We start from the raw sequence: 26,543 nt of genomic DNA, 5'->3' as shown, positions 1-26,543 counted from the left end.
CATCGCGCCGGTGGTGTGCCGGGCGCCGCTGAGGCGCTGGCAATCCCTGCAGTGGCAATGCGCGACCACGATGGGATCGCCGTCGATCTCGTAGCTGCATGCGCCGCAAAGACATCTGCCGTGCCGCATGTTTTCCCTCCCGTTTTTGTCCGCGCCCGCGCGGCTTCGCGACAGGCTAACCCGCGGCGCCCGGCGGCGGCCAGAAGAGCCGCGCCGTATCACGGCATCGTGTTCGGGGCGGCGTTTGAGGAAGAAGAGGTGGACTTATATCTCCCTCTCCCCTCCGGGGAGAGGGAGATGTGGTGTCGCCCTTTTCATTTCTCCAGTTTGATCAAATCACTGCAGCGCTTCAATCCCTCTCCTCTCCGGGAGGGACAACAGCTCACCCCACCACCATGAAGCCCAGCCCGAGCAGAAAGGCGCCGGCCAGCGAGGCGGCGAGGTAGAGGGCGAAGACCGGCAGGCGCACCAGCGCGAAGACGGCCATGGCGGCCGGCAGGCTGGTGACGCCGCCCGCGAGCAGAAAGGCCATGCCGGCGGCGGGCGCCATGCCCTGATCGATGAAGCCCGCGACAAGTGGCAACGCGGCATAGCCGTTGAGATAGGCCGGCACGCCGACAAGGACGGCCATGGCGACGGAAGCAAAGCCGTCGGTGCCGACGAAGCGGATCACCGTTTCGGCGGGAAGCCAGGCGACCAGCAGGCTTTCGAGCAGGAAGGCGAGCGCCAGCCACTTGCCGAGAAAGAGCGCGATGTCGAGCGCGGCCACGCGGAACTTTTCGCGCCGTTCGGCGTCGTGCCAGAAGCGCCAGACGACGGGCTTCGGATCGCGCACCACGCCGCCGCCGCAACCGCCATCGCCGACGCCCGCGCGCAGCACTTGCGCGAAGCCGCCCGCGCCTTGCACGCCCCAGGTGAGGAAGCCGCCGAAGAGGCCGATCGAAACGGCGGCGAAGGTTTTGTAGAGCGCGAATTCCGGCCCGAGAATGCTCGAGGTGAGCACGAACATGGAAGGGTCCATGATCGGCGAGGCGAGCCAGAAGGCCATGACGGCCGGGAGCGACACGCCCATCGCGAGCAGCGCCGCGATGATCGGGATGACGCCGCAGGAGCAGAAGGGCGACAGCGCGCCGAACAGCGCCGCCACCACGATCATCTGCGGCGTCGCGCCGGTGAAGACGCGGGCAATCAGATTGTCCATGCCGCTGGCCTTGGCGTAGCCCGCCAGCAGCACCGAAAAGGCGAGGAAAGGCGCGATCTTGAGGAGGTTTTGCGCGGTGAAGCCGAGGCTCAGCGCCACCTGCGCGGGCGCCGCGAGCGCGACGAGCGCGAGAACCGCCAGAAAGGCGATGACGACACGATCGAAACCGATTGCCGCATCGGCCATGCGGCGGACAAGAACAGTCATTTTGTTATCTCCATATTTCCAGTTTTACCGTTATTTGAGGGTGCGAAAAATCCGGTTTTGCCGGTGGGTTCAAACCTCGTGATTGTCAGCCGGGACGGCGGCGGTCGGCGCAGCATTCGCGCAGGAGGAAGCCGAGCGTCGCATCCATGACGGCGCAATCGGCCCGGCAGATCAGCGTCGTGCCCTGGCGCTCCTGGCCGACGAGCCCGACCTCGATCAGACGCCTGAGATGGAAGGACAGCGTCGAACGCGGAATGTCGAGCATTTCCTGCAGCTCGCCGACCGAGCGCCCTTCGGGCCCGGCGCGGACCAGCGCGCGGTAGACGGCGAGCCTGACCGGCTGGCCCAGCGCCTCGAGGCATTGGGCCGTGCGGTCGAGATCGGCGGATGTTTTCGGGGCGGCTTTCACGGCCAAATTTCTCGCGCTCATGCTGGTACTCCGCAAGTGGTGTCCGCAGATTTCGTGTCGGCGCAGCCGGCTTCGGCGCAGCCCGCCTCCGCCGAGGCGCTTTCGAGCCAGAGGATCGGCGCGAAGCCGGCACCCTCGCCCCGGAAGCCCGTGACCTGGCCGCCATAAAGGCGCGCCGCCGAGAAGAGGGGTTCCGCCCCATGCGCCCAGACGCGGATATCGGCCTTGTGCGCGGCGGGCCCGCCCGCAAGCCGCAGGGCGCGCTGCGAAGGCTCGGCGAAACGCTGCGCGAGATAGCCCGCGCCCGCGATCTCGCCCCATTTCTTGTGGCTGATCTTGTCGCCGCGATAGACGCCGCGCGAGGCATAGCCTTCCGCCGGCTTGAAGACATAGTCGCGGCGCGCCGCCCAGAGCCGGTCGGCGCTGGCGCGGTCGACAAGCTCCGTGTGCGGAACGGTGTCGAGGACGAGGGCGGCGTCGGCATGCGCTTCGGCGGCGAGCGCGGCGACGGCTTCCGGGTCGCTCAAGGCGACCAGCAGATGCTTGTCGGCAAAGGCGCGGTAGACTTGCGGATTGGGCGCGACGACGGCCTCGCCCGCGGCCCATGCGTCGTTGAGCACGGCGCTTTCGGGTTCGCGCAGATGGAAATCGACGAGCCGGTTATAGACCATGTCGATGGGGCCGCGCGGGCCGAGAAGCGCGCCCCCTTCGCGGCGGAGCGCCTTGCGGTCGAGAATATCGACCGCGAGCCCGCGCCCTTCGAGCGCGGCGGCGGCAAGGCGCATGTCGAGATAAAGCGCCTGGGTTTCCGGCGCCTCGTCCACGATCGCGACGCGGCGAAGCGGGCGGCCGGGGCGAAGCCGCGCCCAGGCGTCGAGCAGCATCTCTTCCGGCGCGAAGCCCTGCATGGCCCTTGCGGGCGTGACCGCATCAAGGAAAAGCGGCTGCAGGAAGGCGCCGCCCGCATTGGTGTTGACCTCGATGAGCTTCGGGCCGGTGGCGGCGAGGTGGAAATCGAAACTGTTGTAGATGCCGGCCGCGGCAAGCGCCTCGCGGTCGAAGGAGGCGCGCGTGGCGGCAAGGGCGAGAAGCAGCGCGCCTACGGCGCGGGCGCGCTGGAAGAGATCGTCGCGCATCGCGGCGGGCAGGAATATCGGCTGCCCGGCCGAAAGTCCCTCGAGCGCGCCGGCCGCCCAGGGGGCCTCTTGCGCGCCCAGCCGCGCGGCGGCGGCGGCCTGAAGGGCGGCACGCTCCAGCGGCAGGCAGAAACATTCCTCGTTGAGGCGGGCGATGGCGGCGGGGCCGATGGGCTGCATGGGGCACTCTGACGATATAACCGGAATTATCGTTATATGGGATGCCGGCGGGCGGCGGCAAGGTTTTTTTGCAGGCGCGCCCTTGTCCCGGCGGATGGCGACCCCATCTCCTAGTTGAGAATTATTCGCAACTAGACATAATCCGAGAGCGCGAGGTGTGCCATGTCCCCGAGGGAAAGCGTCGTCAGGGAGCTGACGCTGGAAGAATTGCTGATCGACCCGCTGGTGCGCCTGGTGATGAACCGCGACGGCGTGCGCGAACACGACATCCGCGCGCTGGCGGAACGGGCGGCGGAAACCCGCATTTGAACGCGGCCTTTGCGGCCCGGCGCGGGCTCAGGCCGCGTCGCCGCCCAGCAGCGCGATGCGGATGACATCGGCTTGGTCGCGGGCGCCGAGTTTTTCGCGCATCTGCACGAAATGCGTGCGCACGGTGGTGATCGAAACGCCCTGCAGGCGCGCAATTTCCCGCAAGTTCTGGCCGGCAAGGAAGGCGCTCAGCACGCGCGCCTGCGCGACCGTGAGACCGAAGCGCTGCGCCAGATGATCCTCGGGTGGAATTTTGCCGCGGAAGTTTTCGTCCGTGTCCGCGCGGAGGTTGGCAGCGCGTGCTTCGAGAAAATCGAACAGCCATTTCTGATCATGCGCCTCGGCCCAGGCCATAATCTCGACGAGCCGCCGGTCGGTCGCCGGCACCAGCGTTTCGAGAATGCCGGGCCAGACGCGCGCGTCGAGACGGCCGCCGGCTTTGCGCTTCGTCATCGCCGCTCTCCGGCCTGCCGCCGCGCTTGCATATCCGGGATCATCTCGCGGATGAATTCGCCGATTTCGCCGATGGAGCGCCGCGTTTCGGGCAGCAGCGGCCCGAGCCGGTGCCAGACATGGGGCATGCGCGGATAGACATCGCACCAGGCCCTGGTGCCCGCCTCGCGCATGCGGGTCGCAAGCCGCGTCGCGTCGTCGCGCAGCATTTCAGGCGCGCCGACATGGATGAGCGTCGGCGGCAGGCCCTTGAGATCGGCAAAGAGCGGCGAGGCGGCCGGATCGCCCGCCATGTGGCCTTGCAAATAAAGCCGGGTGCAGATGCTGATGCCTTCAAGCGTCGAGACCATCGCCTCGTTCTGCATGTTGCCGAGGATCGAATCGCCCGACAGCGTGAGATCGACCCAGGGGCCGAGCAGCGCCATGGCGCCGGGCATCGGAACGCCCTCGTCGCGCAAGGCGACCAGCGCCGACAGCACGAGGCCGCCGCCGGCCGAATCCGCGACGATGCCGAGACGCGCCGGATCGGTGCCGCTGTCGATCAGCCAGCGGTAAGCCGCTTTCACATCCTCGATGCCGGCCGGAAACGGATGCTCGGGCGCCAGCCTGTAATCGACGATGAAGGCGCGCGCGCCGGTTTCCTTGCAGATGCGCGCGATCAGCGCGTTGTGCACGTCGGATCGCTCGAGAATGAAGGAACCGCCATGCACGTAAAGGAGCGTGCGATCGGATGCGGCGGCGCCCGCGACCTCGACCCATTCGCCGGCGACCGGCGCATCCGCGGCCTCACCGAAGAGGGTGTGGGGCGGCACCATCGCGATGGCGTTTTCGAGAAACTTCGCCCGCCGCCGCGCCGAGGCGACGTTGAAGGGCTTTGCCGAACCGACGCCGACCGAACGGCGGAGCGCACCGTTGACGAGGTGCATCAAGCCGATCCAGAAGCGCGCCTGCCAGCTCGCTTCCGCGCGCGGCCGGCGCCAGCTCCGCGCCGTGCGGTCGAGACCCGCTTCGAGAACCTGCGCCATCGGCATCTCCCCTCGCACGCCGCTCCCCCGCGCTTTTAAAGACCGGCATTAATTCCGCATGTCCTGTCTATTCCCGCCGGCGGGCCGCCGCCTCATACAAGTGTATGACGAAACGCCAAATCCCCGCCCCTAGTTTTTTCCCGAGAGATCAGGCGCGCGTCGCGCCGCGAACAGGGGACAAGGGGCATGACCATATCGAATTCCGTCCATCTCGCATCGGCCCTGTCGGGCATAGCGCTGCTCGGCGCCGCGGCGCTTTCCGCGCCGGCCGTGGCCGCGCCGCCCGACAACAGCCACAACCCGGCCCTGCCGCAATTCAATGTGACGGGCACGGATTATATGCTGCACAATTCGGTGCGCGCCGAGGAAATGGTGCAGCATGTACGCCAGGCACGCGCCGCGATTGCCCGTTGCGACGAGGGGGGGTTCAACAAGGCACGGTTTGACGTTTTCCATGGAGAGAATTACGCACGCGACGAACCGGGCGGCGGCTATATCGAGACCATCGCCGGCGCCAATACGGGAAATGACGACGCGGATGTTCTCGAAAGGATCGGGTGGGAACTGGATGCCGAGTGGAAATTGAAATGTGCGGACAAGAAGGAAGCCAAAGCCGCCCGGCATTCGTTCAGCGCCGGCGCCGGCCTTCATGCGGGCCGCATTTCGCTGCCGACGCTCCGCTATCTCGGCTTTGAAGACGCGATCACGCTCGACCAGGCGATCGGCGTGGTGGACGGCGAGGACGACGCCGCGGTGGCCGGCGGCTCGATCAGCGGGGGCGGCCGCCTCGGCAATTCGAAAACCTGGTGGGAAATGACCGTCGAGAGAACGGGCGCGGATGCGAGCAGCAGCTTCACCAACATCGATCCGGCGGGCGACGGGCTCTTGATCCCCGGACCGCTGGGCGGTGCCTCGGGCTTTGCCTTGCCGAGCGCCGGCGGCCTCAATGTGGTGAGCCGGGCGAATTTTTCCGCCAGCTATGACTGGACCAATATCCACGCGAAATTCGTCATGCCGGTCGAGTGCGAGACGCTGCTGCTCTTCCCCTTCGCCGGCGTCGGCTATACGCGAACGGATTTCGACGCCCGCTTCGAAGGCGCGATTCCCGGCTTCGCGCGCGACTTCGCCTATGCGACGAGTATCGATGTGGACGCGATAAGCCCGATGGCGGGCATAGAAGCGGTGCGCGATTTCGGCGGCTATTCGCTGCGCGCCGGCGGCCTTGTGGCCGTCGACTTCAATGACGCCGACGGGCACGACCGGCTTTCCTTCACCGGCTTCCCCGACAGCGAGGCCGCACTCGAGAACGACGACACGACGGTGAGTGGCCGCGCCTGGGTGGGCGTAACCTTCGGCACGGCAGCCTCGCCCTTCGCGCTGTCGGTGGATTTCGCCTGGGTCCATGCCGGCAACGTGCCCAACATCACGCGTGACGGCGTCAACCCAACGCGGCTCGACATGGACAATGCGGACGCGATCGTCGGATCGCTGAGGGCGGCGTTCCGCTTCTGAGAGGGCCGTCCGGGTCAGGCATCACACCAGATGCTTGACCATGCGGATATGCGGCGGCACGCCGTGCGAGGCCGCGATTTTGGGCACATTCGTTTCGGCAAGGCGCTCGAGCCCCATGCGCTCGTAGAAGCGCACCGCCGGATTGACCGCCGAGACGTCGAGATGGAGCGAAGCACAGCCGGCCGCCTGCGCGCGCTCGAAACAATCGACAAGCAGCTTTTCGCCGATGCCGCGGCCGCGCGCCTCGGGGTGGGCGGAGAGAAAGAGCAGATACCACGCATCGTCGGGCACTTCGGGAAAGAGCCAGGGGATGTGGCCGGCGACGGAAGGCAGATGGGCGAGGAGTTCGGGCGAGCCCATTTCGGCCATCGCCATCATGCCCGTGCCGAATTCCTGTTCGTAAAGCGCTTGCGGGAAACCGAGCGCAATGCCGGCGAGACGGCCGTCATGCAGCGCGGCCTTTGCATGGACATGCGAAAAGGCGCCGCCCTCGCGCAGCCAAAGCGCCGCAGTGATTTTCAGGAAGGTGGCGAAGTCGCGATCGTAGAGACAGTCGAAGACATAAGAACCGGTGTCGTAGATCAGCCGCGCGGCGGTCTCTTCCTCGGCGGGTTCGGCTTCCGCCAGGGTGACCGTCTCCGCATTCATTACTGTCATGGGCCGCCTCCTCGCATTTTTCGGGGCGACGCTAGCACATGGCGGGAATGTCAGAGCGCCGAAAGCGCGCGGGCGACATTCTGTAGCGGCGCCGTCGATTGCCGCACGCGCATCAGCAGCAGCGCGCCCTCGATGGCGGCGAGATCGAACTCGGCCCGCGCCCGCGCCGCTTCGGGCGCCATGCCGTCGCGCTCATGGACGGTGGCGATGATCGCGGTCCAGTCGTCGAAGGCCGCACGGCCGGCCGCGCCGATCCGTTCCGATTGCGGCAGCGTTTCGAGCAGCGTCGTCGCGATGGGGCAACCCTCGCTGTAGCCCGATTTCTCGACCCAGTCGCCAAGCAGCCGGCAATAGGCATCGAGGAATTGCGCCGCCGTCTGCGTCGTGTCGTGAAGCTGGCGGAGCGTCGCGCTGACGACCGCGCCGGCCTGGGCCACGGCCTCGGCGCCGAGCTCTTCCTTGCCCTTCGGGAAATAGTGGTAGAGCGAACCCTTGGGCGCACCGCTCCGCGCCAGGATCTCGTTGAGGCCCGTCGCCGCATAGCCCTTCTGCCGGAACAGCGTAATCGCGCTGCCGATCAGCTTCTCCCTGTGCCGTGCCGCCGCGCCCATCGCTTGTCCTCCCGGGTCCGTCGCTCCGTTCTTGACAGTCTATAGAGGGCGGTCTACATGACGACAATGGTTATAATAGACCAGTCTATATAAATCAGGAGGCCGCCATGCGTTAGCTCACTTTCGTCGAGGCGAAGCGATTTGAATGGCGGGACGTGCCCGCGCCCGTGATCGAGACCGGCAAGGACGCGATCGTGGAGCCGATCGCGGTCGCGCGCTGCGACCTCGACTATTACATCGCCATCGGCGCCTATGGCCGGCCCGGGCCTTACGCCTTCGGCCATGAGATGGTGGCGGTGGTGCGCGAGGTGGGCGACGCGGTGAAGAGCGTTGCGCCGGGCGACCGGGTGATCGTGCCCTTCCAGATCAATTGCGGCGAATGCGCGAACTGCCGGCGCGGCTGGACCAATGCCTGCGCGGCCGTGCCCTCGGCCGCTTCCTATGGCCTCGGCACCGGTATCGACCGCGATTTCGGCGGCGCCTTTTCCGACCGCCTGCGCGTGCCCTTCGCCGATGCGATGCTGGTGCCGCTGCCCGCAGCGCTCGCGCCCGAAACGGCCTGCCTCCTCTCCGACAATGTGGCCGACGGCTACCGCACGGTCGCTTCGCATCTGGCGCGCTTTCCCGGCGCGCCGGTGCTGGTGGCGGGCGGGCTTGCGCAAAGCGTCGGGCTCTACGCGGCACAGGCGGCGCTGGCGCTTGGCGCCGAACGCGTCGTCTATGCCGACAGCGACGATGCGCGCCTGGCGCTCGCCCGCGCGGCTGGCGTGGAGGCGCTGAAGGTCGACTATGCCGAGACGCGCCGCCACGACGACACGTTCCTCATCACGGTCGATGCCTCGTCGGTTGCGGAGGGAACGGCCTATGCCTTCCGCTCGACAGCGCCTTGCGGCTTCTGTACCGGCGTTTCGGGAGGCCTCGGCGCGATGACGCCGCTGCCGCTTTCGGGAAGCTGGATCAGGGGCATTACCTATGAGGTGAGCCGGGTCCATTCGCGCGCCACGCTGACGCATGTGCTCGGCCATGTCTGCGACGGCACGCTGCACCCGGAAACATTGACGGCACGCACAGCCTCGTTCGACGAGGCGATCGACGCGATGTTCGACCCGGCGCCGAAGATCGTGTTCTCGAAGGGCGCGTGACGGAGATGTGCCGGCCTCAGACCATGCCCAGCGCGCTGAGATAAAGCTCGAGAATGGCTTCCTGCTCCTGACGCTCGGCCTTGTCCTGCTTGCGGATGCGCACAACCTGACGGAGCGTCTTGGTGTCGAAACCATTGCCCTTGGCCTCGGCATAGACTTCCTTGATGTCGTTGGAAAGCGCTGTCTTTTCTTCTTCGAGACGCTCGATGCGCTCGACGATGGAACGCAACTGGTCGCGCGCGACGCCGCCTGTACTCGCCGGTGTATTGCCGTCCGCCATGATGCGCCGCTCCGTTCGGGTACTAAAATTTGAAGGACGCGACCCTATCCGCGCGCGTCAGCGCCCGCAATATCGCCGCGCAAGAAAGCTGTGGATAGTCGCCGTTCCGCGCCGCTATCCGTGCGATTTTTTCTGCACCGCCTCGAATGCGGCAAGCTGCTCGGGCGTCGCGTCCGGCTGGTGTTTCGCCTTCCAGGCCGCGAAAGGTTCGCCATAAACGATCTCGCGCGCCGCCTCCTTCGTCAGCGGCAAGCCCTTGGCCTCCGCCGCCTCGCGATACCAGTCGGCAAGACAGTTGCGGCAGAAGCCGGCCTGGATCATCAGATCGATATTCTGCACATCCGTTCGCGATCTCAGATGATCGAGAAGCCGGCGGAAGGCCGCCGCCTCGAGCTCCGTTTGGGTCGCTTCGTCCATGATCGCTCTCCTCGCCTGTCTCACCCGCCGGATATAGGCGCGGCGGCGTCCGTATGCGAGCCGAAATGACGGATTTCCCGGATAGCGGGCTGCATCGCAATCGCGCGCAGCAGGCGTGCATAGCGTACCGCCCAGGCCGCCTGTCCGTCGTCGCTCTCGATCAGGTCCTGCCGGATTTCGATCAGCGCATGGGGAAACCCGCGCGCCGTTCCATGCCTGTAGAGGCAATCGTTCCTGAGGCGGCCCGTATAGGGTTCGTTGTCGCCGACGACGAGACCGGGCTCGGCGCGCAGGCCCTCGATCAGCGGCAGGGCGACGCGGTCGTCGCGGTCCCAGAGAATGCCGGTATGCCAGGCCCGCGCGCGGCCGCGCCAGGCCGGCGTGAAACTGTGCACCGAAACGACGATCGGCACGACACCCGCCTCCTCGGCCCGCGTCAGCGCGGCGGCGATGGCCGCATGATAGGGCGCGTGAAACAGGGCGATGCGGCGCGCGAACTCATCCGCGTCGCGGGTCGCATCGACATCGCGGTTGCCGGGAACGATCGCGCCGTCCGACAGTTTCATCACGATGGTCGGGTCGTCCGGCCCGCGATTGAGATCGACAAGAAGGCGCGAAAAGCGCGCCAGCACCGCCGGCGCGCCAAGGAGCCGCGCCAGATGCCGGGCGACACCCGCCGCGCCGATATCGAAGGCGATGTGGCGCGAAAACGCCGAGGACGAAAGGCCAAGCGTTCCATAGCCCGGCGGCAGCGCGTTCGACGCATGGTCGCAGATCACCAGAAAACCGGGATCGGCCTGGGCGTCGACAAGTTCGTAGGGGCAAACCGCATCGGCCGACGGCAGGGCCACGAGTGACAAATCATCCATCATCACTTTATACAGGAGGCAGGGATGCTGGAGAACGGCCGACCATGACGCGCGGCGATGACGAAACGCGAGCCCGGCTGCGCCGCCTCTACGACACGGCGGTTGCGGCCGCGTTGCCGATCCATTGCCTGCCGCCGCACCTGCCGGATCCGCCCGATCCCGCGCAGGGCCGCCTCGTCATCTTCGCCATCGGCAAGGCAGCCGCCGCCATGGCGGCCGTTGCGGAAGACCATTACGACCGTCACTGGCCCGGCACCCATATCGAGGGCGTGGCGCTGACGCGCTACGGCCACGCCCGTCCGACCCGCCATGTCGACGTGGTGGAGGCCGCCCATCCCGTTCCCGACGAGGCCGGCGCGGCGGCCAGCAAACGCCTGATGCGCATGGCCGAATGGCTGGGACCGAACGATCTGGCGCTGGTGCTGCTCTCGGGCGGCGGCTCGGCGCTCGCGGCGCTGCCCATCGCCGGCATCGAGCTTGCCGACGAACAGATGCTGACCCGCGCCCTGCTCGCCTCGGGGCTGCACATCGCTGACATCAACTGCGTGCGCAAACACATCTGCCGCATCAAGGGCGGCAGGCTGGCCGAAGCGATGCACCCCGCCCGATCGCTGACATTGGCGATCTCCGACGTCGCCGGCGACGATCCCTCGACCATCGCATCGGGACCGACGGTGCCCGACACGACAAGCAAGGAGCGTGCGCTGGCGATTATCGACGCGCTCGATGCCGATCTCCCGCCGCATATCCGCGCCGCGATCGAGGCAGCGCCCGAGACCCCGAAGCCCGGGGCCGATTTTTTTGCATCGGCAACCTGGAAGCGGATCGCAAGCGGCTCGGAGTCCCTGATCGCCGCGGCGAAACTGGCGCGAAGCGAAGGATACGATACGCTGGTGCTGGGCGACGACATCGAAGGCGAAGCGCGTATACTGGCACGGGAACATGCCGGCCTCGCCCGCATGGCGCAGGGCGAAGGCCGCCGTCTCGCCATCATTTCGGGCGGCGAGGCGAGCGTCACCTTCCGCGATGCTGCAATCGCGGGAAAAGGCGGCGCGAACCAGGAATATGCGCTGGCGCTGATGCTCGCGCTCAAGGGCGCACCGGGAATTGCAGCGCTCGCAGGCGACACCGACGGGATCGACGGCGGCGCCGGCGCGGCCGACGACCCGGCCGGCGCCTATATGCTGCCGGATGCACTTGCGCGTGCGGCCGCCGCGGGCGTTGATCCGCAGGCCGCGCTCGATCAGCACGATTCCGGCACTTTCTTCTCCGCGCTCGGCGATTTGCTCGTGACCGGGCCAAGTTACACGAATGTCAACGACTTCAGGATCATACTGGTCGACAATCCCCCGCCCGAAGAGGAAAGCCCGTCTTGATTCGCCGCCGAAACGTCAAAATCATCGCCACGCTCGGGCCCGCCTCCGACACGCCGCAAATGATCCGCGCGCTGTTCGACGCGGGCGTGGACGTCTTTCGCCTCAACATGAGCCATCTCGACCACGAGAACCTGCGCCGCGTTCACGCCGCGGTGCGCGAGGTCGAGGCGGATGCCGGCCGGCCGATCGGTATTCTGGTCGACCTGCAGGGGCCGAAACTCCGGATCGGCGCAATGCAGGGCAATGGGGCATTACTGCAGCCCGGCGATCGCTTCCGCCTCGACATGGACGCCGCGCCGGGGACGCGCGAGCGCGCGCCGCTGCCGCATCCCGAAATTTTCGAGGCGCTGGCCGATGGGCAGATGCTGCTGCTCGACGATGGCCGCATCAGGCTGCGCGTGACGAAGTGCGGCGGCGATTTCGCCGATACCGAGGTGCTGGTCGGCGGCACTTTGACCAGCCGCAAGGGCATCAGCCTGCCCGACACTTTTTTGCCGGTGAAGGCGATGACCGAAAAGGATCGGCGCGACTTCGATGCCGCGCTCGATCTCGGCGTCGACTGGGTCGCGCTTTCCTTCATCCAGCGCGCCGACGACGTCGCCGAAGCGCGCAAGATCGCACATGGGCGCGCCGCCATTCTGGCGAAAATCGAAAAGCCGCAAGCCCTCGAACATCTCGATGAAATCATCGACATCGCCGACGCGATCATGGTGGCCCGCGGCGATCTCGGCGTCGAGCTGCCGCTCGAACAGGTGCCGGGCTGGCAAAAGCGGTTGATCCGCACGGCGCGGCGCGCGGGCAAGCCTGTCGTCGTCGCAACACAAATGCTGGAATCGATGATTTCCTCGCCGGTGCCGACCCGCGCCGAAGTCTCCGACGTCGCCACCGCTGTCTTCGAAGGCGCCGATGCGATCATGCTCTCGGCGGAATCGGCCGCCGGACAATTCCCGGTCGAGGCCGTGCGCATGATGAACCGCGTCGCGCAATCGGTGGAGGCCGATCCGACCTATCCCGGCATCATCTATGCACAACGCACCGAACCCGAAGCGACCGGCGCCGACGCGATCAGCGCCGCCGCCCATTCGGTCGCCGACACGTTGAAAGCCGCCGCGATCGTCTGCTGGACCAATTCGGGCTCGACGGGCCTGCGCGCCGCGCGCGAGCGGCCGCTCTTGCCGATCGTCGTCCTGACCCCGATCACGGCGACGGCACGCCGCCTCGCCCTGGTCTGGGGCCTGCATTGCGTCCTGACGGAAGATGCCCGTGACCTCGACGACCTGACGGATCGGGCGGGCCGCATCGCTTTTCAAGAAGGCTTCGCGCAACCGGGCCAGCGCATCGTCGTGACCGCGGGCGTACCGCTCGGCACACCGGGTGCGACCAACATGCTGCGCGTCTCCTTTGTCGGGCGTCAGCGCGGCGACTGAGCGCGCACCCCGGCCGCCTGCCGCTCGACCCGGCCGTCCTCGAAAACCGTCACCATGCCATCGAAGGGCGCTTCGCCGCGCGCAAGGCGCAGCACCGCATCGACGACGATTTCGTGCCGTGAATGATGCGGCATATGGCCCGCGCCCCTGAGCTTGATCAGTTCGGATCCCCTGACCGCATTGTGGAAGGCATAGGAGTGGATTTTCGGCGAGACGGTGTAGTCCGCATTGCCGGTGACAACGATGACCGGAACGGAAATCCCGCCGTAGCGGCGGCTCTGCACCGCCAGCCGGGCCTTCAGCCCCGCCGTGTCGGCGCTGTTGGCGCGAAAATGCGACGGACGGAAAAGAAGCGGCAGACCGATGGCACCGGCATAGTTCGCGGGCGCGGAATCGGGGTGGAAATTTCCCTTGATGCCGGCGTCCGCGAGCAGCGACCCGCCCGGAACCGTCAGGGTACGGAGGAAAAGCGGACCGGCGAGCGGCGTGCCGACAACCTTGTGATACCAGGCGATATCGCCGGGCCAGGGATAGAGCGCGCCGGAGAGCAGCAGCACGCCTGAAACCTCATCCGGAAATTCGAGCGCATAAGCCGCCGCGACCGAGGCGCCCCAGCTGTGCCCGAGCACGACCGGGCGCTCGACGCCGAGCCGGCACAAGGCCGCATGAATGGCGCGCGCCTGCGCCGCCGGATCCGAAATTTCAGGATGTCCCCCGCGCGTACTCCAGCCATGTCCGGGCCTGTCGACGGCGACAACGCGCGTGTGGCCTTCGAGCGCTGGCACGAGGCTCGCCGTCATGTCGCGCAGATTGCCGCTGGCGCCGTGAATGAGAACGACCGGCGCGACGCCGGCCGCCGCGGCGCCGCGATCGATATAGTGAAGCCGGGCGGGTGCGAAAGGAACATCGAGCTCGACAAAGCCGCCAAGCGGCGGAAAGGCCCGCGCGGCCCGCGCCGCAGCGACGGCCGACCAGAGCGCAAGGCCCGCAATGAAAAACGCGAGAAGAAGAAACAGGACCATCGTCAGATGCCGCGCCCCTCGACCTCGAGTTCGAGCGGGGCTATGCGCTCGTCGATGCTGTCAAGCCACGGATTGAGCGCAAGCGCGCGCCGGAAGGCGTCCAGCGCCCCTTTCTTGTCGCCAAGCTCTTCAAGAATGATACCGAGGCCCGCCATCGCCTGATAGTGGCGCGGTTCCAGACGCAACACCTGTTCGATGTCGCGCAACGCCTCGGCATAGTCTTCGCGGATATAATGGACCGCGGCACGCTTGTCCCAGCCTTCGGCGAAACCCGGTGCCAGCGTCACCACTTCATCGAAATAGAAATAGGCGCGGTCGTAATTCTCCTCGCGCAGCGCATCGAAACCGCGCTCCATCAGGAGATCGATGCTGGGACTTCCGGAATCGAGCCAGATTTCGCGGATCGCTTCCTCGAAGGCCCGGCTTTCGGCCTCGTTGTCCGCCTCCGCCAGCCGCTCGAACAACATGTCGAGCACCTCCTCGCGCCCCGCCGGCGCGACATCGCTCTCGGCATCCCCGTTCGGAAGATCGTAGCTTCGCAGTTCGGTTCCGGCGCGTGCGGCAATCGCCGCAAACAGCGCAACGGCGACCAGAGTCGTGAGCGGAAAGAACCTCATGGGCGACGATCTCAACTGTTGATATCGGTCCGCACACAGCCATCGAATTCGGTGATGAAGTCGGCGCCGAAGAGCGATGACGGCGTCTGGAAGCCCGGCTTCGCATCGCCCGCCAGCACGCGGCGCACGATTTCAAGACCGGTCATGGCGGTCAGCGAGTAGCCTTCCGGCGTTCTCAGACGCGACACCGCCTTTTCGCCCGCCGCATTGACCGCCTCGCCGTAGAGCACCGAATAGCCTTCATGGCGCTGCGCATCGGTCGGCCCTTCGGGCATTTGCTCGACACGCTTTTTCAAGGCGCGCTGCGCCGGCCCGAGGCTCATCAGCCAGCGCATGAAACCGCCCATGCCGGCCATCTGTTCGAGCTGCGGGCTTGCTTCGAAATAGACGGTGATGTCGGGAATATGCGTCGAATGCCAGGCAGTCGCGACATCGCCCCAGCCGATGGCGATAGCGCTTTTCGCGCCGCCGCCGAAATCGATCTCGCGGCGGGGGGCTTTTCGCAAGGAGACGATGTGCCCTTCGCGGCGAACCCGCGTCCCCTTGCCGATGCTCTCGACACCGGTCTTCGCCGTGCCGTGCGACATCTGGCCGAGACCCGAAATGCCGAGCGTGAGTTCGGTCGCGTCGGACAGCCGGCGCTTCATGTGAGCGGCAAGACAGTCGCTCGGCACCACGTCGAAGCCGACGCCGGGCATTAACATGATGCCGGCTTCTTTCGCCTCTTCGTCGCGCGCGGCGCAAGCCTCGAAGACGTCGATCTCGCCGGTAATGTCGAGATAATGCGCGCCCGTGCGGATGCAGGCATCGACCATCGGCCGCGACGTCTGCGAGAAAGGTCCGGCGATGTGGAGAACGACATCGACCTGCGCGAGGCCGGCGTCGAGCGCCGCCTCGTCATCGAGCGAAATGGCCTGGTACTCGAAACCGTGTTGTGCGGCTATCGATTTCAGCCGGGCTTCGTTGCGGCCGGCGAGAAGCGGCTTCATCCCCAGCGCCTTCGCCGTCCGCGCCACGAGCTTGCCCGTATAGCCCGTCGCGCCGTAGATCATAAACCGGTCGCTCATGCCGCCTGCCTCCGCGTGGCCTCATCCGCCTGCACACTATAGCGCACGGCGAGGCGCCGAAACCCGCCAGCCGGCTTCATTCGAGAGAAATAAGGCCGAACCGGCGCAATTCACAGCCAAGGCCTTCGGCGTGCTCAAAGCGATGAACGGCAAATCCGAGCCGCGCCGCCGCTTCCACATTGGACCTTGAATCGTCGACAAAGAGGGTACGCGCCGGATCGAGCCCGGTGCGGCCGATCAGGATTTCGTAGATTCTCGGATCGGGCTTGATGATGCCCTCATCGCCGGAAATAACCGTCTCGTCGAGCAAATGAAGCTCCGGATAGAGCTCCGAAAGCACCGGGAAGAAATCCGGCGGCATGTTGGTGAGACCGTGAACGGCATGGCCGGCCTCCTTCAGCCCGCGCAGCAGCGCCGCCGTACCCGGCACGCGATCAGGCGTCATCTCGGGATAGCGCGCGCCCCAGATGTCGATCAGATCGGCATGATCGGGGTGAACCGCCTTCAGCCGCGCCGCATTGTCGGCGAAGGAAAGGCCCCGGTCATGCTCGACATGCCACTCCATCGTGCAGACATGGGCGAGGAAATGCTCCATCTCGGCCGCGTCGGCGAAAACGCTGCGGTAGAGGTGCCGCGGGTCCCACTGGATCAGCACATTGCCGATGTCGAAAACGACGGTGTCGATGCGGTTCATCGGCCTGCCCCAATTGAAAAGGCCGCGCTGGTGAAGCGCGGCCTTGGATATTCATCGCCGAAGCGCATGTGCCGGGGTTCAGCCCTGGCGCGCCTTGAAGCGGCGGTTGGTCTTGTTGATGATGTAGACGCGGCCCTTGCGGCGCACCAGACGATTGTCGCGGTGACGGCCACGGAGCGACCTCAGGGAATTGCGGACTTTCATGGTTCTACCTCGGACCGGGCTCTCCGGCGGGCGACGATCGCCGCCCCGCCTCCGGCCCGATGCCGGAAAATGCCCTTAAGTTGGCGCGGAACCTAAGCGGCGGAGCCGGGCCTGTCAACCGGCGAGGCCCCACCAGACCGCCCCTTTCCGGCTCTCTTTTCGGCCGTCTTTTCACCCGCCTTTTCACTTGGCCCAAATCGGGCTAGACCATGGCCCGGCCGGAACATGGCGCAGGCGTCATTTTTGGCCCGAAATCCCGAGTTTGGCGGACAGTTTCATGGCGTATGACAAGCCTCAAGAGAACAATTCGGCGGAAAAAGCCGATTATTTGAAGGAACCGGCGTCGCGGACGATCCCCGACGCAGATGTGATCCGTCATCGGCCGCAATGGTTCCGCGAGGCATTGGCGGTCGCCCCCGAAAGCCGCCGCCTGACGGTGGATGGCGCCGAAATCCACTATCTGCGCTGGGGCCCAGTGAACCAGAACGACGACCCGGCCCGGCCGGGCATCCTGTTCGTTCATGGCAATGGCGCCCATGCCTATTGGTTCGCCTTCATCGCGCCGCTGCTCAGCCAGCATTACAACGTCGCCTCGATGGATCTTGGCGGCATGGGCGACAGCGACTGGCGCCTTTCCTATTCGCGCGACAGTTTTGCCCGCGAGATCGGCGAGGTGGCGCTCGCCGCCGGCCTCGGCCCGAAGCCCGTCGTGGTCGGCCATTCCTTCGGCGGTTTCGTCTCGCTGATCGCCGCGAAGCACTATGGCGACCGGCTCGGTGGGCTGATCCTTTGCGATTTCACGGTGCGTCCGCCCGAGGAAGTCCGCGAATGGTTCCTCGACGGCCCCGAACGCAAGCCGACGCGCATCTATCCCGATCTGGAAACGGCGAAGGCGCGCTTCCGTCTGGCGCCGCTGCAACCCTGCGCCAACGGCTTCATTCTCGATTACATCGGCGCCTTGAGCCTGCGCGAGGTGTCGAAGGGCGAGACGCGCGGCAAGCGCAGCTTCGAGGAAAGCGGCTGGACCTGGAAATTCGATCATTCGATCTTCGACGGCCTGCGCATGGGCAGCGACCACGCCGACATCTATGCAAACCTCGCCTGCCGCGGCGCGACGATGTTCGGCATCGAAAGCAAGGATTACGAGCCCGCGAGCCTCGCCTTCCTGCGCGGTCTTTCGCCCGAAAAGCCGGTCTTCACGATCCCCGGCGCGCAGCATCACATCATGCTTGATCAGCCCCATGCCTTCGCCGCCGCTGTCGGCACCCTGATGGCCCAATGGCGCGCCGAGGGCGTGTTCGAGTAAGATACAACAATGGGACAAGGGCTCTCGCTCACCGTGACGCTGATCGTGCTGGCCGCAAGCCTTGCCGGCGCGGCCGGGCTTGTCTGGCTCGAAAAACGTCCGGTAACCCCCGGCCGGATACGCTTCTTCCCCACCACGCCGCTGATCTTCATTGCACTGATCGTCGCCGTCGTGATGATCGTGCATCTGCTGACGCTGATGGGCGCCGATCCGACGGGCGGGCGGCGGCCTTTCTGATCGCAACCTGCGGACAAGTGAGAGGAGGCCCGATTGGTTTACCGCTATTTCGCGCTCGTGATCGTGGCTTCGGTGCCCCTCTGGATCGCCGGCTATTTCATCGACGCCGTTCCGCTTCTGCCGATCGCGCTGCCCGTGAGCGCGCTGATGGCTTTCGTGCCGGCGGTACTGGCGTTGATATTCGTCTGGCGCGAGGGCGGCGCGAGCGCGGCGAAACACCTCCTCGCCCGTTCTTTCGACTGGCGCCGAACCGGCAACAAGCTCTGGTATCTGCCGGCGGTCCTCTTCATGCCGGCCGCACTCGCCATCGCCTATGCGGTCCAGAAATTGATCGGCGTTGAACTTCCCGAACTCCGCATCGATCTTCTGGCAATCCCGGTCTTTTTCGCGATGTTCTTCGCGGCCGGGCTCGGCGAGGAAATCGGCTGGCAGGGCTATGCCTGGGACCGCATGAAAGGCAGTGCCCTCGAGACGGCACTGATCATCGCCACCGTCTGGATGGTCTGGCACATCGTTCCCTATTTCCAGACCGGCCACGATACCGCCTGGGTCGTCTGGCACTGCATGGTCACCATCCTGCTGCGGGTCGTGACGGTCTGGCTCTATGTCAATGGCGGCCGCAGCGTCTTCATCGCGGCACTGTTCCACGCGATGAGCAACGTCGCCTTCTTCCTCTATCCCGTTTACGGATCGCATTACGATCCGGCGATCGCCTTTTTCGTTCTGGGCATCGCTGTCGCCGCGATCGTCTTTCTCTGGGGGCCGCAAACGCTCGCCCGCTTCCGCTTCGCGCGGAGCTAGAGCGTTTTCAGGCGAAAAGCGAAACGGCTCTAGTGCAACCCGATCTCTTCGTCTTCCTCGTCGAAGCCGCCATCGGTCGCGCGCAAGTTCTTCAGCACCGGATGAAAGACCGCAAAGAGGAGCACCAGCGCCGAAAGCGCGGCGCCCAGCATGAACGGCGCCGAATGCATCAGATAGAACAGCGGAATACCGATCGCCGGATTGAGAATATGGCCGGTCGCCGCCGTCGAACCGATCAGCCCCGCCATCGCACCCTGGTCCTTGAGCGAAACCGACAGCGACGCGCCCGCCGAAAGCCCCGAACGCAGGAAGCCGAAACCGAGACCCGCCAGCGCCAGCGCCGAGACGAGCACGCCGTAGGAGCCGCCGAAGATCAGCATGCCGAAGGAAACGATCATCGTGACGGCGCCCCAGCGCAGCAGGAACTGCACCGACAAGTCGAAGCGCTGGATCAGGCCGAGCTGGGCGATGAGCGTCGCCATCGCCATCGCCATCATGCCGACCGAGACGAGCTGCGTCGCCGCCGATCCCTTCATGTCGAGCTCGGCCATCAGATAGAAGGCGAAAAGCTGCATCATGATCGACTGGCTGAGGCTCAGAATGACGCCCATCACCAGCCACGGCCGGACATTGGCGCTCGACCATTTGAGCTCGGCGCGCTTTTCCTGCTTCTCGCCGAGCATCTTTTTCGGCCGCGTGCGTTCGGGCAGCAGGATCCAGATCGCGACGCCGCTGACAAAGGCGAGCGCGCCAACCGCGAAAAAGGGCGCGAGGATGTGGATTTCGGCAAAGGCCGCCGCGACGCCCGGCCCCACCACCGTGCCGAGGCCGAACGCGGCGCCGATCTGCGCGATCGAGCCGGCGCGTTCGGCTCGCGTCGTCCGGTCGGCGACATAAGCCTGCGAGGCGGGCATCGAGCCCGACCCGAATATGCCGAAAATCGCCCGCGCGCCCATCACCAGCGGGAACATCAGCGCCATCGAAATCCAGGCCTGGTAGCCGGCCAGCAGCACGACGCCGACAAGCGAAGTCGAAATCGCAAAGCCGAACACGCCGATCAGGATGACGGGCTTGCGCCCCATGAAGTCGCTGCGCTTGCCCCAGAAGGTGCTGGTGAGAATCCACAAGGCCGCCGAGAGCGAGAAGATCATCGTCGTCTCGAACTCGCTCATGCCGAGATCGGCGGCGATCGGCGGCAGCACCGCGAAGACCAGCGTCTGCCCCATGCCGACCGAAAGCAGGCAGACGAAGAGAATGCCGAAAGCGCGCTGGCGTTCCTTCGGCGTCGTCCGGCGGTTGGCTTCGGGCGTTGTCGGCGCGCCGTTGTCGGACATCGGGAAAGGCCTTCCGGGATGCAGGCGCCGCTTGGCGGGCGCGGGGGGCGGCCCTTCCTTTACGTCAAACAGGCGCCGCCGCCAATGCCCGCCGCCGCAAATGCTCTCGAAAATTTGACAGGTCCGGGCCGCCCGGCGCCTACTTCACGCAACAACCATTGAAGAACGCGGGGAGAGAAACGGGATGGAACTGGGACTGAGCGCGAAGGACGCGGCCTTCAGGGACGAGGTACGGCTTTTTCTGGATGAAAAGCTGACGCCGGAACTGCGCGAGACCGGCAAGCTGATGACCAGCGTCTATGCCGACTACGAAACCACCATGACCTGGCACAAGGCGCTCTTCGAAAAGGGCTGGGTCGCGCCCGCCTGGCCGGTCGAGTATGGCGGCTGCGACTGGACGGTGACGCAGCATTACATCTTTTCCAGCGAGCTTGCCGCCGCCGGCGCGCCCTCGCTCTCGCCGATGGGGCTCGGCATGTGCGGACCGGTGCTGATCGGCTACGGCACGCCGGAACAGAAAGCCCATTACCTGCCGCGCATTCTCAATGGCGCGGATTTCTGGTGCCAGGGCTATTCGGAACCGGGCTCGGGGTCCGATCTCGCCAGCCTGCAGATGAGCGCGGTCGAGGACGGCGACGACTTCATCTGCAACGGCCAGAAAATCTGGACGACGCATGCGAACTACGCCAACCGGATTTTCAATCTGGTGCGTACCTCGAAGGAAGACATTCCCCAGCGCGGCATCACCTTCATCCTGATCGACATGGACACGCCCGGCGTGAAAGTGGAACCGCTGGTGATGCTGTCGGGCGAGCACATCCAGAACCAGATTTTCTTCACCGATGCGCGCGTGCCGAAAAAAAATGTCGTCGGCAAGGTCGGCGAGGGCTGGACGGTGGCGAAATATCTGATGCAGTTCGAACGCGGCGGCCACGCCTATGCGCCGGGTCTGCACAACCGGCTGGCGCGCATCGCCCGCATGGCCGCCGAGGAACGCGGCGGCGACGGCGCCAGGCTTGCCGACGATGCCGGCTTTGCGGCAAAGCTTGCGGCCGCCTCGGTCGAAATCACCGCGCTCGAATATACCGAGCACCGCATCATGTCGGCCTTGAGCAACGGCGAGGCGCCGGGTGCCGAATCGTCGCTTCTGAAAACGCGCGGCACCGAAGTGAGCCAGCACCTGACCGAACTCGCCCTCGATGCGGTCGCATACTACGCCCTGCCCTTCCAGCCGCATGCGACGCGGCCCGGCGGCCCCGTGCCCGGCGTGCCGAAGCCGAGCGGCAACGAAAAGCCCGTCGGCCCCGATTATTCATGGCCCGTCGCGGCGAAATATCTCAACGACCGCGCCGGTTCGATCTATGCCGGCACCAACGAGATCCAGCGCAACATCATGGCCAAGGCCGTGCTGGGGCTGTGAAAACGGTTCAGCCGCGCCAGAGACGCGGGCCGAACCGGATGCCCGCCCAGACAAGACCGCCAAGTGCGAGAACGATCAGCACGAGGACCGGCCATTTTTCCGCAAGCTGATCGTTAACACGGTTGGTCGTGAGCTGCGCCGTCTGGTCATAGCCGTCGGGCACTTCCAGCGCCCCGACCCGCGCGGCATAGGCCTCGTATTCCGCCATCATCTCGGCAAGGAGCGCCGGCTCGGCCTCTGACAGATCCCTGGTCTCGCCGGGATCGCGCGCGAGATCGTGGAGATACCATTGCCCATCGCCATAGGGCCGCGCATTGCGCACCAGCTTGTGGTCGCCGCGGAAAAGCGCCGCATTACCCGCCGCCTCGATGCCGACAGCCTCCGTTTCACCGCGAACACGGCCGGCATCGCCGCGCAGCAGCGCCGCCAGCGAACGCCCCGTCATCTCCCGCACGGGCGCGCCGCCGAAATCGGGCGTGGCCGCGACGCCCGCCAGATCGAGAATGGTCGGCGCGATGTCGGTGATGTAGCTGAAGGCGCTCGTCGTCCCTTCGCGCGCGATGCCGCGCCCGGCGACGATCAGCGGCACGCGCAAACCGCCTTCCCCCGCCTGCATCTTGAAGAAGGCGCCGGGCGAAGCGGCCGCGCTCGCAAATTCCGGCCCGATGAACGCATAGGAACCCTTCTCGCCCAGCGTCTCGTAGTCGCGCGCATAGCCCGTCCACCACAGCCATTGCGAGAACCCGGGCGTCGCCGTCGGATCGCCGGGTTCGGGCCCGTTATCCGACAGCACGATGAAGACCGTGTTGTCGTATTGTCCGGTCTCTTTCAGATAATCGACCAATCGGCCGATATGAAAATCCATGGCCTCGAGCATCGCGGCATTGACGGCCATGCTCTTGGCGAGAAAGCGCTTCTCCTCTTCGCTCCGTTCGTTCCAGTCGCGAAGCCCTTCCGGCATCGCCCCGAGCGCCATGCCGTCGGGCAGCAGCCCGCGCTCGATGACGGCGAGAAAGCGCGCCTCGCGCAGCGCATCCCAACCCTCGTCATAGACGCCTTCATACTTCTCGATGAATTCGCGCGGCGCCTGCACCGGAATATGCACGGCCTGAAAGGCGACATAGGAAAAGAACGGACGGCCCTGGTCCTTGCTCTCTTCCAGATATTCGATCGTCTTGTCGACGAGAAATCGGGAGGAATAGAAATCGTCGGGCAGATTGGCGGGCTTGCCGTCCTCATACCAGGGCGCGTCGTCATAGATCGGCAGATAGGTTTTCTTTTCCCAATTGTCGGCGCCCGACGCATCGAGCGCGAAGGACCGCGCAAAGCCATGCGCCGGCGGCAGCGACGTCTCGTCATGGCCGAGATGCCACTTGCCGGTCATGGTGGTCCGGTAGCCGGCGGCGCCGAGCCGGCTTGCGACCGTCACCACATCGTCGGCAAGACGCCCGAGATAGCCCGGCTGCCCGCGATGTTCGGGCGGCGCCGATTCCGGCAGATTGCCGATCCCCGCCAGATGGCTGTCGACCCCCGTCATCAGCATCGCGCGCGACGGCGCGCAGATCGGCGAAGCGTGAAAATTGGAAAAGAGCGTACCCCGCGCCGCCAGCGCATCGATATTCGGCGTCGAAATCTCGCTGCCATAGGCGCCGAAATCGCTGAAGCCGACATCGTCGGCGAGAATAAGCACGATGTTGGGGCGCGCCTCCTGCGCGGCCGCCGGCAACAGGGCGGCGAGCCACAGCACCAGCGCCGTCTTCACGACTTGCAACACCCTCATTCGAATTACGCTCCCGCCCGCTCTGTTATGACATTATATATGCCAATATACTGGCCCCGTCGCGCCCGGCAAGCCCTTGTGCTACCACTCCGGCCATCGAAATCATCTTCTCCGGAGCGACCTTCATGCAAGTCGACGATGCGATCAAGGCGCGGAAATCCGTGCGCGCCTTCAAAGCCGATCCCGTGCCGCTTTCGCTGGTGGCCGAAATCCTCGAAGTCGCGCGCCTCTCGCCGTCCGGCACCAACATCCAGCCCTGGAAGGTCCATGTGGCGGCGGGCGAGGTGCGGGCGCGCCTCGAGGCCGAGGTGCTGGCGCATCGCGAGACCGACCCCGCCGACAAGGCCGCCGAGTTTCCGCGTACATCCAAGCGCAAGGAGCCCTACACGACGCGCATGCGCACACTCGGCAAGGAAATGTACGGGCTCATCGGCATTCCGAAGGGCGACCAGGCGGCGAACTGGGCGCAATGGGGCCGCAACTACCGGTTCTTCGACGCGCCGGTCGGCCTCATCTTCACCATCGACAAGGATCTCGATGCGATGAGCTTCATCGACATCGGCATCTTCATGCAGTCGATCATGCTGGCGGCGAAAGCGCGCGGCCTCGACACCTGCTCGCAAGGCGCCTGGAACAATTTCTGGTCGGTGACGCGCCGCGTGCTCGCCGTGCCCGACGACGAATATATCATCTGCGGCATGTCGCTCGGCTATGCCGACGAAACCGCGCCGGTCAACACGCTGGTCTCCGAGCGCGAACCGCTCGAAAGCTTCGCGACTTTTCACGGCTTTGAATGAAATTAAAACCGCGGCCGCGGCCGGACCATCCGCACGCTGTCGCCCGTGACGGGGCGCTGCCCCGCCGGAAAGCTGCGAAACGCGAAGGGCGCCGCCGCGGGGACGAAGGCGAATTGGCGCTCGACGCCGCCGGTGAAGCCGAATGTCTGCAGCTCGCCCGTAATCTCGATCCGCCCGTCCGCCGCCGCGCCGTTGCCCGCCTCGTCCGCCGGCGCGCCGACCGCCCAAGGGTCGATCCACTGCACACGCTCGCCCGCCATCGCCGGCCCGGCAAGAGCGACGATCAGCAGTGCAGGCATCAAGCGAAGCGCGGTCATCGGTATTCCGAATGGTTGTCCCATATTGAAACATAGGAAGCTGACGTCGCGGAATCAACACGTAAAACCTGAGGAATTCTGCCGCTTTGCCAAAGCCCGGCGCGCCGCTATCCTCGCCGCCACCGAAATCGAATCCACGCGAACGAGGAGAGTTTCATGGCGGACTACAATCGCCCGCTGCCCCTGCCCACGCCCGAAACGCAGCATTTCTGGGAGGGCGCCCGGAACGGCGAATTGAGGCTGCAGCGCTGCACGGCCTGCAAGGAAACCTATTTCCCGCCCCGCCCCTTCTGCCCGGCCTGCGGCTCGCGCAGCGTCGAGATCTACAAGGCGAGCGGCAAGGCGACGCTCTACAGCTACATCATCAATCACCGTCCCCGTCCCGATTTCGGCACCGAGCCGCATTCGATCGCGGTGGTCGAACTCGCCGAAGGCCCGCGCATGATGACCAACATTGTCGGCTGCCCGCAAACGCCGGAGGCGCTCACCCTCGACATGCCGCTCCATGTGACCTTCGAAAAGGCGAGCGACGAAATCAGCCTGCCGAAGTTCAGGCCGGCGCCAAAGGCATAAAGGGATAACGCGATGAAACGGAAATCAGTCGCCGTTATCGGCGCCGCCGAAACGACGGAAATGGGAAAGATCCCGAACACCTCGCAACTGATGCTGCATGCCGATGCCGCCTTGAACGCGCTGAAGGATGCCGGCCTCACCGCAAAAGACATCGACGGCATCGCCACCGCAGGCGACAGCCCGGTCGAGGTCGCGCATTATCTCGGCATCACGCCGACATGGGTCGACGGCACCAGCGTCGGCGGCTGCTCCTTCATGCTGCATGTCCGTCATGCGGCCGCCGCGATCAATGAAGGCCTCTGCAACACCGTCCTGATCACCCATGCCGAAAGTGGCCGCTCGCGCGTCGGCGCGCGGCGCTTCTCCCGCGATCCGGCAAGCCAGTCCGGCCAGTTTGAGGTTCCCTTCGGCATCACCAGCCCGCCCACCATGTTCACGATTCCCGCGCTGCGCTACATGAAGCAATATGGCGTCACCGAGGAAGACCTCGCCCATGTCGCCGTCGTCCAGCGCGAATGGGCAGGCAGAAACCCGCGCGCCTCCTTCCGCGATCCGATCACGGTCGATGACGTGCTGAACTCGAAGATGATCGCCTGGCCCTTCCGCATGCTGATGTGCTGCCTTGTGACGGATGGCGGCGGCGCGCTGATTCTGACGAGTGCGGAGCGCGCGAAGGACTTCCCGCAAAAGCCGGTCTATATCCTCGGCACCGGCGAAAGCTGCGAAACGCCGGTGATCAGCCAGATGGAAGACTTCACGACGTCGAAGGCCTTCCGCGTCTCAGGCAAAAAAGCCTTCGACGAAGCCGGCATCAAACATTCCGATGTCGATCATCTGATGATCTACGACGCCTTCGCGCATCTGCCGGTCTACGGCCTCGAGGATCTCGGCTTCTGCGACAAGGGCGAAGGCGCGGCTTTCATCCGCGAAGGCAACACGCGGCCCGGCGGCAAGCTGCCCTTGAACACCAATGGCGGCGGCCTTTCCTACATGCATTCGGGCATGTACGGCATGTATGCGCTGCAGGAAAGCGTGCGCCAGATGCGGGGCATCGCGCCCGCGCAGGTGCCGGGCGCGAAAATCTCGATCGCCCACGGCGTCGGCGGCATGTTCGCGGCGTCGGGCACCATCGTCTTTTCCAACGAAGCGCCCTGAAAAAAGGA

General features: G+C 65.7%; 30 protein-coding genes. 12 read left to right on the top strand and 18 right to left on the bottom strand.

What is annotated here, in order from left to right; translation table 11 throughout:
* Nucleotides 1-382: 382 nt before the first annotated feature.
* The 3 genes from WEB61_RS16570 to WEB61_RS16560 form a co-directional block, all read right to left on the bottom strand.
* Entirely contained in the window at nucleotides 383-1,408 is a 1,026-nt protein-coding gene (locus WEB61_RS16570; protein ID WP_368065447.1) for a permease, read from the bottom strand.
* Between the two features lie 85 nt (nucleotides 1,409-1,493).
* Nucleotides 1,494-1,838, bottom strand: a complete 345-nt coding sequence (locus tag WEB61_RS16565) for an ArsR/SmtB family transcription factor (protein WP_368065446.1) — start codon at nucleotides 1,836-1,838, stop codon at nucleotides 1,494-1,496.
* Entirely contained in the window at nucleotides 1,835-3,133 is a 1,299-nt protein-coding gene (locus tag WEB61_RS16560; RefSeq protein WP_368065445.1) for a hypothetical protein, read from the bottom strand. The genes WEB61_RS16565 and WEB61_RS16560 overlap by 4 nt, the downstream gene beginning before the upstream one ends.
* A gap of 162 nt (nucleotides 3,134-3,295) precedes the next feature.
* Here WEB61_RS16560 and WEB61_RS16555 point away from each other — a divergent pair, with 162 nt between their 5' ends.
* A complete protein-coding gene (locus tag WEB61_RS16555) occupies nucleotides 3,296-3,442 on the top strand; it encodes a hypothetical protein (RefSeq protein WP_368065444.1) in 147 nt (48 codons plus the stop codon).
* 27 nt (nucleotides 3,443-3,469) lie between these two features.
* Here the strand turns inward: WEB61_RS16555 and WEB61_RS16550 are convergent, their stop codons facing one another.
* Both WEB61_RS16550 and WEB61_RS16545 read right to left on the bottom strand, forming a co-directional pair.
* Nucleotides 3,470-3,895, bottom strand: a complete 426-nt coding sequence (locus WEB61_RS16550; protein WP_368065443.1) for a helix-turn-helix transcriptional regulator — start codon at nucleotides 3,893-3,895, stop codon at nucleotides 3,470-3,472.
* Nucleotides 3,892-4,920 (bottom strand): alpha/beta hydrolase, encoded by a 1,029-nt coding sequence (locus WEB61_RS16545; protein WP_368065442.1) that lies wholly within the window; start codon nucleotides 4,918-4,920, stop codon nucleotides 3,892-3,894. The genes WEB61_RS16550 and WEB61_RS16545 overlap by 4 nt, the downstream gene beginning before the upstream one ends.
* Nucleotides 4,921-5,106: 186 nt before the next feature.
* On the opposite strand from WEB61_RS16545, the gene WEB61_RS16540 reads away from it, so the two are divergent.
* A complete protein-coding gene (locus WEB61_RS16540; RefSeq protein WP_368065441.1) occupies nucleotides 5,107-6,432 on the top strand; it encodes a hypothetical protein in 1,326 nt (441 codons plus the stop codon).
* Between the two features lie 21 nt (nucleotides 6,433-6,453).
* On the opposite strand, the gene WEB61_RS16535 is transcribed toward WEB61_RS16540, so the two are convergent.
* Nucleotides 6,454-7,089 carry a GNAT family N-acetyltransferase gene (locus tag WEB61_RS16535; protein WP_368065440.1) on the bottom strand — a complete coding sequence of 212 codons (636 nt, stop codon included), beginning with the start codon at nucleotides 7,087-7,089 and terminating at the stop codon, nucleotides 6,454-6,456.
* Nucleotides 7,090-7,139: 50 nt separating this feature from the next.
* Nucleotides 7,140-7,700 (bottom strand): TetR/AcrR family transcriptional regulator, encoded by a 561-nt coding sequence (locus tag WEB61_RS16530; protein ID WP_368065439.1) that lies wholly within the window; start codon nucleotides 7,698-7,700, stop codon nucleotides 7,140-7,142.
* A 155-nt stretch (nucleotides 7,701-7,855) separates the two neighbouring features.
* On the opposite strand from WEB61_RS16530, the gene WEB61_RS16525 reads away from it, so the two are divergent.
* Entirely contained in the window at nucleotides 7,856-8,842 is a 987-nt protein-coding gene (locus tag WEB61_RS16525) for an alcohol dehydrogenase catalytic domain-containing protein (RefSeq protein WP_368065438.1), read from the top strand.
* 16 nt (nucleotides 8,843-8,858) lie between these two features.
* On the opposite strand, the gene WEB61_RS16520 is transcribed toward WEB61_RS16525, so the two are convergent.
* The 3 genes from WEB61_RS16520 to WEB61_RS16510 form a co-directional block, all read right to left on the bottom strand.
* Nucleotides 8,859-9,122, bottom strand: coding sequence for a DUF2312 domain-containing protein (locus tag WEB61_RS16520; protein ID WP_368065437.1), 264 nt, complete (start codon nucleotides 9,120-9,122; stop codon nucleotides 8,859-8,861).
* Nucleotides 9,123-9,236: 114 nt separating this feature from the next.
* On the bottom strand, nucleotides 9,237-9,539 hold the full coding sequence (locus WEB61_RS16515; RefSeq protein ID WP_368065436.1) for a DUF1244 domain-containing protein: 303 nt from the start codon (nucleotides 9,537-9,539) through the stop codon (nucleotides 9,237-9,239).
* Nucleotides 9,540-9,559: 20 nt separating this feature from the next.
* Nucleotides 9,560-10,390 carry an N-formylglutamate amidohydrolase gene (locus tag WEB61_RS16510; RefSeq protein WP_368065448.1) on the bottom strand — a complete coding sequence of 277 codons (831 nt, stop codon included), beginning with the start codon at nucleotides 10,388-10,390 and terminating at the stop codon, nucleotides 9,560-9,562.
* Nucleotides 10,391-10,452: 62 nt separating this feature from the next.
* Between WEB61_RS16510 and WEB61_RS16505 the strand changes: the two genes are divergently transcribed.
* Nucleotides 10,453-11,784: a glycerate kinase gene (locus tag WEB61_RS16505; protein WP_368065435.1), complete on the top strand. Its 1,332-nt coding sequence runs from the start codon at nucleotides 10,453-10,455 to the stop codon at nucleotides 11,782-11,784.
* Nucleotides 11,781-13,211 (top strand): pyruvate kinase, encoded by a 1,431-nt coding sequence (pyk, locus tag WEB61_RS16500; protein ID WP_368065434.1) that lies wholly within the window; start codon nucleotides 11,781-11,783, stop codon nucleotides 13,209-13,211. The genes WEB61_RS16505 and pyk overlap by 4 nt, the downstream gene beginning before the upstream one ends.
* Here the strand turns inward: pyk and WEB61_RS16495 are convergent.
* The 5 genes from WEB61_RS16495 to ykgO form a co-directional block, all read right to left on the bottom strand.
* Nucleotides 13,196-14,233, bottom strand: a complete 1,038-nt coding sequence (locus WEB61_RS16495) for an alpha/beta fold hydrolase (protein ID WP_368065433.1) — start codon at nucleotides 14,231-14,233, stop codon at nucleotides 13,196-13,198. The genes pyk and WEB61_RS16495 overlap by 16 nt on opposite strands.
* Nucleotides 14,234-14,235: 2 nt before the next feature.
* Nucleotides 14,236-14,850, bottom strand: a complete 615-nt coding sequence (locus WEB61_RS16490; protein WP_368065432.1) for a tetratricopeptide repeat protein — start codon at nucleotides 14,848-14,850, stop codon at nucleotides 14,236-14,238.
* 11 nt (nucleotides 14,851-14,861) lie between these two features.
* Nucleotides 14,862-15,917 (bottom strand): trans-acting enoyl reductase family protein, encoded by a 1,056-nt coding sequence (locus WEB61_RS16485; protein ID WP_368065431.1) that lies wholly within the window; start codon nucleotides 15,915-15,917, stop codon nucleotides 14,862-14,864.
* Nucleotides 15,918-15,993: 76 nt separating this feature from the next.
* Nucleotides 15,994-16,611, bottom strand: coding sequence for an HAD family hydrolase (locus tag WEB61_RS16480; protein WP_368065430.1), 618 nt, complete (start codon nucleotides 16,609-16,611; stop codon nucleotides 15,994-15,996).
* Between the two features lie 78 nt (nucleotides 16,612-16,689).
* Nucleotides 16,690-16,815 carry a type B 50S ribosomal protein L36 gene (gene ykgO / locus WEB61_RS16475; protein WP_293507940.1) on the bottom strand — a complete coding sequence of 42 codons (126 nt, stop codon included), beginning with the start codon at nucleotides 16,813-16,815 and terminating at the stop codon, nucleotides 16,690-16,692.
* A gap of 277 nt (nucleotides 16,816-17,092) precedes the next feature.
* On the opposite strand from ykgO, the gene WEB61_RS16470 reads away from it, so the two are divergent.
* The 3 genes from WEB61_RS16470 to WEB61_RS16460 are packed head-to-tail and all read left to right on the top strand — an operon-like array spanning nucleotide 17,093 to nucleotide 19,159.
* Nucleotides 17,093-18,121, top strand: coding sequence for an alpha/beta fold hydrolase (locus WEB61_RS16470; protein WP_368065429.1), 1,029 nt, complete (start codon nucleotides 17,093-17,095; stop codon nucleotides 18,119-18,121).
* A gap of 9 nt (nucleotides 18,122-18,130) precedes the next feature.
* On the top strand, nucleotides 18,131-18,358 hold the full coding sequence (locus WEB61_RS16465; RefSeq protein WP_368065428.1) for a hypothetical protein: 228 nt from the start codon (nucleotides 18,131-18,133) through the stop codon (nucleotides 18,356-18,358).
* A gap of 33 nt (nucleotides 18,359-18,391) precedes the next feature.
* Nucleotides 18,392-19,159 (top strand): CPBP family glutamic-type intramembrane protease, encoded by a 768-nt coding sequence (locus tag WEB61_RS16460; protein WP_368065427.1) that lies wholly within the window; start codon nucleotides 18,392-18,394, stop codon nucleotides 19,157-19,159.
* A gap of 29 nt (nucleotides 19,160-19,188) precedes the next feature.
* Here the strand turns inward: WEB61_RS16460 and WEB61_RS16455 are convergent, their stop codons facing one another.
* Nucleotides 19,189-20,493: an MFS transporter gene (locus tag WEB61_RS16455; protein WP_368065426.1), complete on the bottom strand. Its 1,305-nt coding sequence runs from the start codon at nucleotides 20,491-20,493 to the stop codon at nucleotides 19,189-19,191.
* Between the two features lie 184 nt (nucleotides 20,494-20,677).
* Here WEB61_RS16455 and WEB61_RS16450 point away from each other — a divergent pair, with 184 nt between their 5' ends.
* Entirely contained in the window at nucleotides 20,678-21,913 is a 1,236-nt protein-coding gene (locus WEB61_RS16450) for an acyl-CoA dehydrogenase family protein (protein WP_368065425.1), read from the top strand.
* 7 nt (nucleotides 21,914-21,920) lie between these two features.
* On the opposite strand, the gene WEB61_RS16445 is transcribed toward WEB61_RS16450, so the two are convergent.
* Nucleotides 21,921-23,693: an arylsulfatase gene (locus tag WEB61_RS16445; RefSeq protein ID WP_368065424.1), complete on the bottom strand. Its 1,773-nt coding sequence runs from the start codon at nucleotides 23,691-23,693 to the stop codon at nucleotides 21,921-21,923.
* A 125-nt stretch (nucleotides 23,694-23,818) separates the two neighbouring features.
* Here WEB61_RS16445 and WEB61_RS16440 point away from each other — a divergent pair, with 125 nt between their 5' ends.
* A complete protein-coding gene (locus WEB61_RS16440; protein WP_368065423.1) occupies nucleotides 23,819-24,490 on the top strand; it encodes a nitroreductase in 672 nt (223 codons plus the stop codon).
* 2 nt (nucleotides 24,491-24,492) lie between these two features.
* On the opposite strand, the gene WEB61_RS16435 is transcribed toward WEB61_RS16440, so the two are convergent.
* On the bottom strand, nucleotides 24,493-24,807 hold the full coding sequence (locus WEB61_RS16435) for a hypothetical protein (RefSeq protein ID WP_368065422.1): 315 nt from the start codon (nucleotides 24,805-24,807) through the stop codon (nucleotides 24,493-24,495).
* 156 nt (nucleotides 24,808-24,963) lie between these two features.
* On the opposite strand from WEB61_RS16435, the gene WEB61_RS16430 reads away from it, so the two are divergent.
* Complete coding sequence (locus tag WEB61_RS16430; RefSeq protein ID WP_368065421.1) at nucleotides 24,964-25,380, top strand: Zn-ribbon domain-containing OB-fold protein; 417 nt, start codon at nucleotides 24,964-24,966, stop codon at nucleotides 25,378-25,380.
* 12 nt (nucleotides 25,381-25,392) lie between these two features.
* A complete protein-coding gene (locus WEB61_RS16425) occupies nucleotides 25,393-26,535 on the top strand; it encodes a thiolase (protein WP_368065420.1) in 1,143 nt (380 codons plus the stop codon).
* The last annotated feature ends 8 nt before the right edge of the window (nucleotides 26,536-26,543 follow it).

Source organism: Parvibaculum sp., from assembly GCF_040882025.1.
GTDB lineage: Bacteria > Pseudomonadota > Alphaproteobacteria > Parvibaculales > Parvibaculaceae > Parvibaculum.
Note: the sequence above shows the minus strand (reverse complement) of the source record. Positions and strands in the feature narration are given on the sequence as shown.